Origin of the sequence: Bacillus haynesii (assembly GCF_014042035.1) — a bacterium.
GTDB lineage: Bacteria > Bacillota > Bacilli > Bacillales > Bacillaceae > Bacillus > Bacillus haynesii.
On sequence record NZ_CP059494.1, the window covers coordinates 3,406,816 to 3,419,638 of the forward strand.

Here is a 12,823-nt window from a genome sequence, read left to right on the forward strand (position 1 = left end):
TTGAATACACTCATCATTGCGAAAAAAGAAATTGTATCGGCTTTTCGGGACAAACGGACGCTCCTTTTTATGCTGGCATTTCCGATTGTACTGATTATGATTTTGGGTACCGCGCTGACGAATGCTTTCGATCAACAAGCAGCGGTCGGCGAGGTTCATGTCTTGTATAAAGACAAGTCTGACGGAGCGTTTTCGCAAGGTTTTAAAACATTCGCAAAGGAAGCGAAAACATCCGGCGTTCATTTTAAAAAAGTATTGTCCGATATGGATGAAAAACAAGAAATCAAACAGGGGAACTACGATGTTTATCTTGAAATCGAAAACAGCGGCATCAAGCTTTACCAAATGGATAAAAATAGTATGAAAAACAGCATTATTCAAGGAATGCTGACCGCGTTTGCAAACCGGTACAATGCCGCAGCAGAGATCATCAAAGCCGCTCCTGAGCAAGCGGGTGCCGTGCTCGGTGACACACCGGGCGACAATTATATCAAGGAGACGTCGCTCAGCTCAGACAGGCAGCCCAGCTCCATGGATTATTACGCGGTTACCATGACCACACTGATCGCGCTTTACAGTGCATTAAGCGCCAGTTATTTAATAAGGGGAGAGCGGCTTGGGAAAACAGCCGACCGGCTGATCGCGGCACCGGTTCATAAAGGCGAGATTTTTGCCGGCAAGCTGATTGGCAATCTTGTGACAAACGGATTGTGTATTTTTGCCGTCGTAGCATTCAGCAAATACGTATTTAAAGCGGACTGGGGAGATCATCTCGGCCTTGTGGCAGCCGTGCTGTTCAGCATCGTATTGTTTGCCGTATGCCTCGGCCTCGGCGTCAGTTATTTGACGAGAACGGGGGAAGCAGCAGTGGCGATCATTAACGTGGTGATTCCGCTGGTTGCGTTTTTCGGAGGCGCTTATTTTCCTGTCGATGATGCGGAAGGTGTTCTAGCTTTGATCAAAGACATGTCTCCGCTCGCCTGGACAAACGAAGCCATTATGAACATCATATTTGCGAACGATCTAGCGGCGGGGCTGCCCGCAATCTTGCTGAACATCGGCTTATCCCTGTTATTTCTGCTGATTGCCGTTGTCTCATTGCAGAGAAGGGAGGGGCTGTAAGATGAAAGAAATGCTATGGCTTGTCAAAAACACACTGAATGTCACTTTTAAAAAGAAGATCAATATCTTTCTGTTTGTATGTCTGCCCTTGCTAGGCATATTCGTATCGCTTTTGACAGAGGGAAGCATGGATAAGACAGATTTGCGCGTCGGAATTATCAATCATGACGGCGGACGAATCGCCGAAGATACTAAGGATTTTTTGAAGGGGATCGAGAATGTCAACATCAGTGCGGTCAGTGAAGCAGAAGGGAAAAGTCAAGTTGCGGCAGGGGAGCTTGATTGCGTCATTACGTTCGAACAAGGCTTTTCTCAAAGCGTGCAGAGCGGCGAACCGGCTCATATCGCGATTGCATCTGTCAAAGGCGCTGAAATCACCGGGTTTGTGAAATCGTATGTTTATCATTATATTGATAATATCGCCGCAATCGGTAAATCGGCGCAGGGGAATGAAAAGCGCTTTGAGGAAATTTATAAAAATTACCGGAGTTCTGAAACGAGTGTCAAAACATATACGATTGAAGACACGGCGAAAAATAAAAACATGACGGAGCGGACGGTCGGTTTTCTTCTGATGGCGATGCTTTTTTCAGCAGGGAGCTTGACCGAACTGTTAGTGAAGGAAAAAGAAAACAGAACGTATTTCAGGCTTTTGACCACACCGATAACCGCAAGGCAGTACGTCATGTCCAACGTAGCCGTCAGTATGTCTGTCATCACATGCCAAACCTTTTTAACATTGATTATGGTGAAATATGTTTTCAGGATGGAGACCGGCATCTCATTTTGGGAGATGGCAGCGGTGCTGTTGATCTTTGCGCTTAGTGCGGTCGGCCTAGCGCTGATCACCGTCGTCTTTGCAAACAGCTCCAAGTCATCCGGGGTATTGCGAAATTTAATTTTTATGCCGACGATCATGCTGTCCGGATGTTTTTGGCCGATTGAAATCATGCCGTCTTTCGCACAGCGTATCGCGGACTTTCTTCCGCAGCGGTGGGTGTTGGATACGCTGGCAAAATTGCAGGAGGGACAGCAGCTTCAAGGTCTGTATTTGAATATCATGATTCTGTTTGCTTTCGCTGCTGTCTTTTTCCTCATCGTTATTTACAAATTCAAACGTAATAATGATGTGAGAAACTTCGCTTAATATCTATAAAAAAAAAGGGTTCGGTTTTAATTAAACCGAACCTTTATCTTGGTGTATATGAGGCCATTGAATACGGATAATCATAAGTGATCGGCTCATCAAACGTAATATAGTCAAGATACACCATGAGCAGCAAATAGCGTGTGCCTGTTTTTCTATCGCTTAAAATGATGTGGTCGCGGCCGGCTGCTTCAATTTCTCCCCGAAAGACTTTTGCATTCCATTCCGGATTGTTTTCGAATGTCATATATACGGTTGCCACTTTTCCGCGATTGAGCCGCAAAATGTTCTCAATGTAGGATTGCTCAAGCGGCAGCATGCCGGGGATGCTCGGTGAAGGCTGCTGTCCTGAAGGCATCGGAGGGACCTGGACTCCTGCCGGCTGCGGCTGGGTCAGCTGGGGACCGGGCTGCTGATACGATTGCTGCCCTCCCATTTGGGTGAAAGGCTGCTGTCCCTGCTGCTGGTACATTTGCCCCATCTGTCCCATCTGCGGATAAGGGTTGGGCCCCATTTGCTGCCGGAAATCCGGCATCTCAAGCTCCTGAAGCGGCTGAAATTGATTTTTTTTAAATTTCATCTCGTTCCTCCTCATTTCATTGTGTCAAAGTCATGCCTACCATCCATACATGAGGAATGATAAAGTGCTGCTATGAAGACGATCCGGCTGAAAAAGCTGGGGGATGACTCAAGATGATAGATCAATATTTCCCATCCCTTTTACAGTATGAACGGGCGGGGTCGAATATGACGACACATCATGTTAGGAAGAGAAAAACAAAAAGACCGCTCGCGAATAGAGCGGTCTTTCTCCATATTAACCTGTAATCACTTCATCTTCGGGATGGCGGATCGGCGCCTTCTTCGGCTTGGCCAGCGTAAACGCCATGGTCAGAGGCCCGACGCGGCCGATGAACATCATCACCATGATCACCGCTTTGCCTGCGGTCGTTAAATCAGGTGTCAGCCCCATCGACAGGCCGACCGTTCCGAAAGCGGAAAATACTTCAAAGACGATTTCCAAAAATGGAGCATTCTCTGTGATCGTCAATATAAATAATGCGAAAAGCACGAATAAAAAACTGATGACGATGATGGCCAAAGCTCTTAAAATGGTTTTCATTTTAATCGCCCTGTTGAACACAACCGTCTCGCTTTTCCCCCTTAAAAAGGTAATCGTCGCCAAGATCATCACGATAAACGTTGTCAATTTAATTCCGCTTCCCGTTGACGCGCTTCCGGCTCCGATAAACATCAAAACGATGGTTAACAGGAGGGACGGCGTTGTCATCTGGGCGATATCAAGTGTATTGAATCCGGCAGTTCTCGGTGTCACACCTTGGAAGTAAGCGCCCCACATTTTGTCGGCTAAAGGCAGTCCGCCGAGCGTACCCGGATTTGAGTATTCCAAAATAAAAATCAGCAAGGCGGCTGTCGTATTGATGATCAATGTTCCAATGATCATGAGCTTGGAATGCAGCGATAATTTCCGGAAGTTTCGCTTTGTCCATAAGTCCAGCAGAACGGTAAAGCCGATACCCCCTGTAATGAAAAGGCCTGTGATGACAAGGTTGACAATCGGGTCGCCGACATATTGAGACAAGCTGTCCGGCCACAGGGAGAACCCCGCATTGTTAAAGGCTGAAATCGTGTTAAACAAACTATGAAACAAGCCTTTTTGCAAACCATATTCAGGAACCCATCTGATCGAAAGGATCAGAAATGCCGCAAATTCTATGACAATGGTGAAAATAAACAGATGCTTGACCAAGCGGACAAGCCCGCCTAAAGAAGTCTGGTTAAATGCTTCTTGAACGAGAATCCGCTGCTGCAAGCCGATTTTTTTGCCGATCATCATGACGACGAGGACGGCAAATGTCATTAAGCCGAGCCCGCCGATTTGTATCAGGCACATAATAACAGTTTGTCCGAAAACCGTAAAATCTGCCCCTGTATCGACAACGACAAGGCCAGTTACCGTAGTTGCTGAGGTGGCTGTAAATAAAGCATCCACCCATGAGATGTAAGTTGTGGAGGCACCGGGCAGCTTCAATAAACAGGCGCCGATGGCAATGATAATCAAGAAACTGAGAGCCAGTGTCTGCGGCGGACTAATATTGATGATCTTACCTTTTACAAGATTTGAAGAAACCAATTTAGGCATTTTTTCGTTCCTTTCTTCATCCATTCAGTCAAAAACATGAATGGAGAAAAAGCAAGGTTATGTCAATCATAAACTCGGTTTGTGATGTTTCAATAATGTCAATAATGTACAGCCAGATACATCGTTTGTCAACAAAAAATCAGGAGAATGAAAAGAAGGGAAGCGGGCAGGCCTTTTGTCCTTTACTAAAGCACAGCGGAGAAAATCAAGAGGAACAACGCCTGGTTAAATTCTATTATTTTGCATTTCTTTTAAAAATATGACATGGAAAACATTTACTACAAGCAGAAAAAATGGTAGTTTTTAATAGAAATCACCAAAGTGCCGGCGCTTTGGAAAGAAGGCGTTGCTTGATTTTACGTCTTTCTTGCACGCTTTCGTCATGACGAATGATGAAAAAAATGATGACTAGGGGGAATTGCTGTGTTGAAAAGAATGTATCGTTCTAAATTGTCAATCCTGGCGGTTAGTCTCGTAATGATGGCTTCGATTTTTTTGCCTTCGTTCCAGGCCAGCGCTCAAACAACAAAAACTGAATCTGTCTACCGCCCGGCTGCGAGCGCTTCCTTGTATTCGGTGATAACAGGTGCCAGCAAACAGGAGTGGTCGTTCTCGGATATTGAGTTAACGTATCGTCCTAATTCAATTCTGGCGCTGGGAACGGTTGAATTTACATTGCCGTCGGGATTTTCCGCAACAACGAAAGATACGGTGAATGGAAGAGCGTTGACAACCGGGCAAATTTTGAACAACGGAAAAACGGTAAGGCTGCCGCTTACAATTGATCTGCTTGGTATTGCGGAGTTTAAGCTGGTGCTGGCAAACAAAACGCTACCTGCCGCAGGAAAGTATACATTCCGGGCGGAGAACAGAGTACTGGGGCTCGGATCGACTTTCTATGCCGAATCTTCAATCGAGGTGCAAAAAAGGGCGACTCCGCCTACACAGCCGTGTAACTGCAAGTAGATAGCAAAAAAGCTCCAAAGACCTCGGTCTTTGGAGCTTTTTATCATTACACATGCAAAAATGCAGGCAGCTGTTCATTTGCCAGGCGGTTGCCGACAAAGAACGAACCGAATTCACCGTAGCGGGCGCTTACTTCATCGAAGCGCATTTCATAGACGAGCTTTTTGAACTGAAGCACATCATCTGAAAAGAGCGTGACACCCCATTCATAATCGTCAAATCCGATTGAGCCTGTAATAATCTGCTTCACTTTGCCCGCATAGCCGCGTCCGATCATCCCGTGGCTGCGCATCAAGTTTCTTCTCTCTTCCATAGACAGCATGTACCAGTTGTCATCGCCCGATCTTCTTTTATCCATTGGGTAGAAGCAGACATATTTGGCATTCGGCAGCTCAGGGTACAGACGCGCACGCACTTGCGGATTTTCGTAAGGGTCTCCGTCTCCGCTTCCCATATAGTTGCTCAGCTCGACAACGGATACGTATGAATAAGCAGGGATCGTGTATTCAGCGAGTTTGGATTTATTGAACTCAAGTTCGATTTGATTTAATTCCTCCATCGTAGGACGCAAAATCATCAGCATGAAGTCCGCTTTCTGGCCGACGATGCTGTAAAGCGTATGGCTTCCATTACCTTCTTTTTGAGCAGCTCCCCATTTTTCAAGAAGACCTGTAAATTCACTGATAATGATCTGGCGCTCATCGCTTGAAAGCATTTTCCATGCGGACCAGTCCATTGTCCGGAAATCGTGAAGGGCATACCAGCCGTCAAGCGTTTGTGCGGCTTCGTTCGTTTTTTGCTGTTCGCTCATTTTGCAATCACTCCCAATTTGTATGTACTTATTTTCATCATATCATAGTTTGCCGCGTTTTATCCGTATAGAAGATTTGAATAAAAGGTGACATCTGTCGTATAACTGGGAAAGGCTGTTATATACTAATAGAAGTGTTTGAAGCCTTGCTGCACTTAAATTAATTAAAAAAAAGCGTTTAAAAAGTGAAAGCATTATAATAAAATACAGAAGGATTGAATTTATATCACAAAAGAGTATGCTTAATAGAGAAATGAAGTATTTGTGACACTTTCAAGGAGGGTATATAGTGGCAGATCTATTTACAACAGTGCAGGAAAAAGTAGCAGGAAAAGGAGTTAAAATCGTATTTCCGGAAGGTTTGGACGAGCGCATTCTCAAAGCTGTCAACGATTTGGCCGGAAACAACGTGTTAAAGCCGATCCTTGTAGGAAACGAGCAGGAAATCAAAGATAAGGCAAACGGGTTGAATTTGACGCTGGACGGCGTTGACATATACGATCCTCATACATACGAAGGAATGGAAGACCTTGTTCAGGCTTTCGTTGAACGCCGCAAAGGAAAAGCGACGGAAGAACAGGCCCGACAAATCCTTTTAGACGAAAATTACTTTGGAACGATGCTTGTTTATAAAGGACTTGCCGACGGTCTTGTCAGCGGTGCGGCTCATTCAACAGCGGATACGGTTCGCCCGGCGCTGCAAATTATTAAAACAAAAGAGGGCGTGAAGAAAACATCTGGCGTCTTTATCATGGCGCGTGGCGATGAGCAGTATGTATTCGCAGACTGTGCGATCAACATTGCACCTGACAGTCAGGACCTTGCGGAAATCGCAATCGAAAGTGCGAACACAGCGAAAATGTTCAACATTGACCCTCGTGTCGCCATGCTCAGCTTTTCGACAAAAGGCTCGGCAAAATCAGATGAAACTGAAAAGGTAGCCAATGCGGTTGCGATTGCCAAAGAAAAAGCTCCTGAGCTTACACTGGACGGCGAATTCCAATTTGACGCGGCATTCGTTCCGTCTGTCGCTGAGAAAAAAGCGCCGGACTCCGTCATTAAAGGTGATGCAAACGTATTTGTTTTCCCAAGCCTTGAAGCGGGGAACATCGGCTATAAAATCGCTCAGCGCCTCGGCAACTTCGAAGCGGTTGGTCCGATTCTGCAAGGGCTGAACATGCCTGTAAACGACCTGTCCAGAGGCTGCAACGCTGAGGACGTTTATAATCTTGCGCTGATTACGGCGGCTCAAGCAATGTAGTAGGTTTTTGAAAAAGGTGAACCTGATGAGGTTCGCCTTTTTTATGCCTCAATCGCTACATTCAGCAGAGATTCCGCCCCTTTCCGGCCGGGATCGAGAGGCGGCCACTGACAAAGGTCAAAAGGAAAATCGGAACCCGGGACAAGGCGGTCTTCTCCGACGAGCTTCTTCAAATATGCTGCGCTTTCTTTCTCCCACAGCACGCCATCAAACCAAAACTTCCGCAAATATTCGATCGGCGGAGCCGAAAGCGATGAAGAAACGCCGGCCCATTTTTCATACCCTTTGTTCAGTCTTCCGATCTGATAAGGCAAAAAGCCGCCGCCGTGCGCCAAAAGAATTTTCACATTGCGAAAGCGGTCTGTAAACCCGCTTAATAAAAGGTCTGCGGCACAAATCGTCGTTTCCCACGGAACGCCGATCAAGTTTGGCAGCATCCTGCGGCGGAGCCGCGGATCTTCTGAAAGGAGCGGATGTATAAAGATAATCGCTTTTCTTCTGTCAGCCGTTTCCCAAAACGGTGTGAATGCTTCGTCTGAGAGAAGCATTTGCGAAGCGCCGGGGCCGATAATCGCTCCTTTAAGCCCGTTGTTCATCGCCTCATTCAAGCGCTCGCTCGCCTTTAAAGGGCTGTTCAGCGGGACGGTGCCGAGACCTGAGAGGCGGCCGTCGTGTTTTTTAACCCATCCGGCAAGCGCTTTGTTGTATACAAAGGACAATTCGTCTGTGATTTCTTCGGCGAGGTCGTATAGGAAAAGCTGGGGAACCGGCGATACCAATGAGTGTGTGACGCCGGCCTCCTGCTGGGCTTTCAAATATAAAGCCTCCTGGTAAAAAAGCTCTTTTAATTCAAAGCCCCATTTGTGATTGACCGTCAAAAACTCGGCTTGGCAGCCAGCCTTTTTTTCGCGGACCGCGTGGACTCTCTTTTCATTGTCGTCCAGCCAAAGCAGCACATCGTGCGGTATAAAGTGAGTGTGAAGATCATACAAAGCCGATTCCCCCAATTTTTATATTCGTTTCCAGTACCCGATCCTTTCGGAAATATCCCGGGCCGCTTTTTTCACTTGGTATACGATTTTCGCCTGCCGGGACTTTATGCGTTTTGCAGGGCCTACGACACTGACGGCGTACAACACTCGACCCGCGTGGTTTCTGACGGGAGCTGAGATTGATGTGACACCATCAATGAATTCCCCGCAACTGACGTCAAATCCGTTTTCTTTCACGGTTTTCAGCACCTCCCGCAATTTGTCCCCGTCTGTAATCGTTTGTTTCGTACAGCTTTTCAAGCCTTCCTTCACATACTCGTCCAATATGCCATCTTCGTCAAAGGCGAGAAGCACCTTACCCGAGCTTGTGCAATGCATCGGGTTTTGCCGCCCGATATATGAGAGAAGTTCGACCGGGCGGGGGCATTCCGTCCGATTGAGATAAACGACGCTGAGACCGCGGCGCATCGCAATATGCGACGTTTCGCCGGTCTCTTCTGTCAGCTGTTTGAGGACCGGCTGAGATTCACGGTTGATTTCAAGAGTGGAGTTGACAATGGTGTTTAACTGCAGGACCGATAAGCCGAGCTTGTATCTTCTTGATTCCGGGTCCTTCATGACAAACCCTTCGCTTTCCAATGTAGACAAAAGGCGCGAGACCGTGCTTTTTCCGAGGCCGAGCGATGAGGCGAGTTCGGTTAGTTTCTTTTCCGGTGTATCTAAGGTAAACGATTGAAGCAGCCGAAGTGCATTTTTTACTGAGCCGAGCAGCTGGTGGTCCTTTGTCTCAACAGTCATAGGTTCCTCAACTCTCTCCCTTGTTTTTGTTACCTTTTATTCCATAATATAACACGATCTGAAAAATAAAAAAGCGGAAAATATCAAATTTTCGGAAAAAATGTCCGGTTTGTTCCGCATAGAGGAACATTGCTGTTTTCTTGTCGTTTAAAATCATTTAATTTAATGGAAAGGATTTGAAAAGGAGGATGTTTGTAGAATATGAATATTCAGACCCCATCGGCAAAACTCGTAAAACCTTTTGACTGTCAGCACTACATAAACGGCAGGTATTTTCCTTCAGAGAACGGCAGCACGTTTGACAACATCAATCCGGCCACACAGGAAATTATCGGAAGCGTTGCGGAAGGAGGCAAGAAAGAGGTCGATCTTGCAGTCGCGGCAGCCAGGCGTGCTTTAAACGGACGCTGGAAAAACATGACCGCTGACGAGAGGATTCGGATCATCAGAAAGGTCGGCGACATCATACTTGAGCGCAAAGAAGAACTGGCAAGGCTCGAGACATTGGATACGGGAAAGCCGCTTTCACTCTCAAGCACTTTGGATATTCCACGCGCTGCTTTCAACTTTCATTTCTTTGCGGATTTTATAAGAGGAACCGGAACGGAAGCTTATCAAACTGATGATCTTGCAATCAATTATGCGATCCGCCGTCCGGTCGGAGTGGTCGGGCTGATCAATCCGTGGAACTTGCCGCTTCTTTTGCTGACGTGGAAATTGGCGCCTTGCCTGGCGGCGGGAAATACAGCCGTCATTAAACCGGCTGAACTGACGCCGATGACAGCCACCCTCCTCGGGGAAATCTGCCATGATGCAGGGATGCCTGACGGAGTCGTTAATATCGTCCACGGATTTGGGCCTGATTCCGCCGGCGCTGCGCTTTCTGAGCATCCTGATGTCGATGCGATATCTTTCACCGGAGAAACGACAACCGGCAAAGTCATTATGGAAGCTGCTTCGAAAACATTAAAGAAACTTTCCTTTGAATTGGGGGGGAAGAACCCGAACATTATTTTTGCCGATGCCGACATGGAGGAAGCCGTCAGCACCTCATTGAAATCGAGTTTCGTCAACCAGGGCGAAGTATGCATGAGCGGCTCCCGCATCTATGTCGAGCGGGAAGCGTATGACGAATTTCTGAACCAGTTCGTTGAGAAAACGAAAGAGCTCAAAGTCGGCGATCCTTTTGATCCGGATACGAATATCGGTGCCTTGATTTCTTCTGAACACACCGAACGTGTGATGAACTACATCGAATTGGCCAAACGGGAAGGCGGCGGTATTTTAACCGGAGGAAAACGCCCTGAAGGACAGGAATCCGGCTGCTTTCTTGAACCGACGATTATTACCGGACTTTCCCGCAATTCCAGGCTCATCAAAGAAGAAATCTTCGGTCCGGTCGTGACGGTGATTCCGTTCGACGATGAGGAGGAAGTCATTGCACAGGCTAACGACACACATTACGGGTTAAGCGCGACCGTATGGACGAACGACCTCCGCCGGGCGCACCGCGTAGCCGGGCAAATCGAATCAGGCATGGTGTGGGTCAACAGCTGGTTTCTCCGCGATCTTCGGACGCCGTTTGGCGGCATGAAACAGAGCGGGCTCGGACGAGAAGGAGGCATTCACAGCCTCGAATTCTTCAGCGAATTAACCAATATTTGTATCAAGCTATAAAAGGGGGAAAACGGATGAATGCCGCAGCATTAAAAGATACGGCGCGCCTCTTGTATCTTGCCGAAACAGAGAAGCGCGAAGTTGAAAGAATCACAAAGGACTACCCGGAGCTGACTGTCGAAGAGGCGTATGCGATTCAAGAAGAGCTGATTCAGCTGAAATTATGGGATGGCAATGGCATCATCGGTCCGAAAATGGGCTTGACAAGCCGGGCGAAAATGAAGCAGATGAACGTCGAGGAGCCGATCTACGGTTATATTTTTGAAGATATGATCGTACCAAACGGCGGGAGCATCCGGATGAACGAGCTGATTCACCCGAAGGTAGAAGCGGAGATTGCTTTTGTGCTGGGGAAGGATATTGAAGGACCGGGTGTTACAAAGGAGCAGGTCCTTGAAGCCGTTGCTGAATTGATTCCTGTTCTTGAAGTGATTGACAGCCGCTATGAAAATTTCTCATTTACCCTGCCTGACGTCATTGCGGACAATGCGTCATCTTCAAGAGTGGTGTTAGGTGAAAAAGTGAAGAAGCCGGACCATTTCAAGCTGGATGAAGCAAGAGTCTCTTTAATGATAAACGGCGAGGTCAAAGAGCAGGGCACTGGAGCAGCGGTTGTCGGACATCCCGCAAATTCGGCGGCCATGCTCGCCAACATGCTCTCCCGGAAAAAACAGAAGCTTGCGGCCGGCAGCATCATTTTAACGGGCGGTGTAACGGGAGCTGTCATGCTGCAGCCGGGCGACCGCGTTTCAGCACAAGTAGAAGGGCTGGGAGATGTATCATTTTCAGTCCAATCATAACCTGAGGTGATCATATGCCGATCGTTTATATTCAACTATTAGAAGGCCGGCCGCCTGAAAAGGTCGAGGAAGTCATTCAAAAAGTGACGGAAACGTTGAGCGCCACCCTTGATGCTCCGAGTGAAAACGTCCGCGTTCTTGTCACCGAAGTTCCTAAAAGCCACTGGGGCATTGGCGGAACACCGGTCTCAAAATTAAGACCTTAAAGAAGGCGATGGGAGGAACCGACATGTCAATTGAATTGGCGGCACTTGTGCCACATACACCGAGGATGTGCTTTGAAGATAAAACCCCTGACTTCCAAAAAGAGCTGGTCAAAGGTATGAAGCGGCTCTCCGGGACCATTGAAAGAATTCAGCCTGATGCCGTTGTTCTGATTTCCTGTCACTGGACGTCAAGCTTTGACCATCTGATCGATGCAGCTCCCGACCATCAAGGCGTTTTAACAGCTTTGGAGTGTCCGAATTTAATTTCCGATGTTCCGTATTCTTACCCCGGGGACACTGAATTGGCGATGCATTTGGCCGAAGCCGGCGCAAAAGGGGGGCTTTCCGTCATTCCTATCAATGATCCAGCCTACTGCTGGGATTACGGGACGGTTGTTCCGCTGCGCTATCTCATTCCAAAAGGGGATATTCCGGTCATCGATTTATCGGTTACATTGGCGGCGAACCTGGAAGAAACGTATTTGTGGGGCCGGCTTGCCGGAAAAGTGCTGAAAGAAAGCAGAAAGAAAACCGTGTTCATCAGCAGCGGGGCACTCAGCCATCATTTGGTGAGGGGGCCTGAATGTATGCCGACATTGGCCGAACAGGCCCTCGATGCACAATTTTTAACTTATTTAACAGATAACGATCTTTTATCAGCTAAGCAGATGCTGCCTCAATATGCTAAAAATGCCGGGCTTGAAGCCGGCGGCCGCCACATCGCAATGCTTTTGGGCGTGCTTGAGGACGGATGTAAAAGCACGTTTTACGGATACGGTCAGTCTTCCGGGAGCTCCAATGTCGTCATGGCATTCGAACCGGCGGAGCTAAAAGCTTCGTCACACGCTTTCAATGACAAAGATACCGTGCGTTAAGCGG

At 47.5% G+C, this 12,823-nt stretch carries 13 protein-coding genes; 8 read left to right on the forward strand and 5 right to left on the reverse strand.

Translation table 11 applies throughout. The features are described 5' to 3' along the window. Both H2R00_RS16825 and H2R00_RS16830 read left to right on the forward strand, forming a co-directional pair. Nucleotides 1-1,122: an ABC transporter permease gene (locus H2R00_RS16825; RefSeq protein WP_154998450.1), complete on the forward strand. Its 1,122-nt coding sequence runs from the start codon at nt 1-3 to the stop codon at nt 1,120-1,122. 1 nt (nt 1,123) lies between these two features. Then, on the forward strand, nt 1,124-2,269 hold the full coding sequence (locus tag H2R00_RS16830; RefSeq protein WP_154998447.1) for an ABC transporter permease: 1,146 nt from the start codon (nt 1,124-1,126) through the stop codon (nt 2,267-2,269). Between the two features lie 43 nt (nt 2,270-2,312). Here H2R00_RS16830 and gerQ read toward each other — a convergent pair whose 3' ends face one another. Both gerQ and H2R00_RS16840 read right to left on the reverse strand, forming a co-directional pair. Further along, nucleotides 2,313-2,849, reverse strand: coding sequence for a spore coat protein GerQ (gene gerQ / locus H2R00_RS16835; RefSeq protein WP_011198403.1), 537 nt, complete (start codon nt 2,847-2,849; stop codon nt 2,313-2,315). 237 nt (nt 2,850-3,086) lie between these two features. Next, entirely contained in the window at nt 3,087-4,433 is a 1,347-nt protein-coding gene (locus H2R00_RS16840) for a TrkH family potassium uptake protein (protein ID WP_154998445.1), read from the reverse strand. Nucleotides 4,434-4,859: 426 nt separating this feature from the next. On the opposite strand from H2R00_RS16840, the gene bslA reads away from it, so the two are divergent. Further along, complete coding sequence (bslA, locus tag H2R00_RS16845; RefSeq protein ID WP_011198400.1) at nt 4,860-5,399, forward strand: biofilm surface layer hydrophobin BslA; 540 nt, start codon at nt 4,860-4,862, stop codon at nt 5,397-5,399. A 46-nt stretch (nt 5,400-5,445) separates the two neighbouring features. Here the strand turns inward: bslA and hemQ are convergent, their stop codons facing one another. Further along, the gene (gene hemQ / locus H2R00_RS16850; protein ID WP_043925214.1) at nt 5,446-6,210 is read right to left on the reverse strand and encodes a hydrogen peroxide-dependent heme synthase; all 765 of its coding nucleotides are present in this window, start codon (nt 6,208-6,210) and stop codon (nt 5,446-5,448) included. 289 nt (nt 6,211-6,499) lie between these two features. On the opposite strand from hemQ, the gene pta reads away from it, so the two are divergent. Next, a complete protein-coding gene (gene pta, locus H2R00_RS16855; protein ID WP_154998443.1) occupies nt 6,500-7,471 on the forward strand; it encodes a phosphate acetyltransferase in 972 nt (323 codons plus the stop codon). A gap of 41 nt (nt 7,472-7,512) precedes the next feature. On the opposite strand, the gene H2R00_RS16860 is transcribed toward pta, so the two are convergent. Next, nucleotides 7,513-8,463 carry an amidohydrolase family protein gene (locus H2R00_RS16860; protein WP_182069900.1) on the reverse strand — a complete coding sequence of 317 codons (951 nt, stop codon included), beginning with the start codon at nt 8,461-8,463 and terminating at the stop codon, nt 7,513-7,515. 18 nt (nt 8,464-8,481) lie between these two features. Further along, nucleotides 8,482-9,261 (reverse strand): IclR family transcriptional regulator, encoded by a 780-nt coding sequence (locus tag H2R00_RS16865; protein ID WP_154998439.1) that lies wholly within the window; start codon nt 9,259-9,261, stop codon nt 8,482-8,484. Nucleotides 9,262-9,462: 201 nt separating this feature from the next. Here H2R00_RS16865 and H2R00_RS16870 point away from each other — a divergent pair, with 201 nt between their 5' ends. From H2R00_RS16870 to H2R00_RS16885, 4 genes are read left to right on the forward strand one after another with little or no spacing between them, the layout of a single operon-like run. Next, on the forward strand, nt 9,463-10,938 hold the full coding sequence (locus H2R00_RS16870) for an aldehyde dehydrogenase (RefSeq protein ID WP_154998437.1): 1,476 nt from the start codon (nt 9,463-9,465) through the stop codon (nt 10,936-10,938). 14 nt (nt 10,939-10,952) lie between these two features. Further along, a complete protein-coding gene (locus H2R00_RS16875) occupies nt 10,953-11,738 on the forward strand; it encodes a 2-keto-4-pentenoate hydratase (protein WP_182069901.1) in 786 nt (261 codons plus the stop codon). Between the two features lie 14 nt (nt 11,739-11,752). Beyond that, nucleotides 11,753-11,944, forward strand: coding sequence for a 4-oxalocrotonate tautomerase (locus H2R00_RS16880; protein ID WP_182069902.1), 192 nt, complete (start codon nt 11,753-11,755; stop codon nt 11,942-11,944). A 23-nt stretch (nt 11,945-11,967) separates the two neighbouring features. Then, entirely contained in the window at nt 11,968-12,819 is an 852-nt protein-coding gene (locus tag H2R00_RS16885; protein ID WP_182069903.1) for a DODA-type extradiol aromatic ring-opening family dioxygenase, read from the forward strand. The last annotated feature ends 4 nt before the right edge of the window (nt 12,820-12,823 follow it).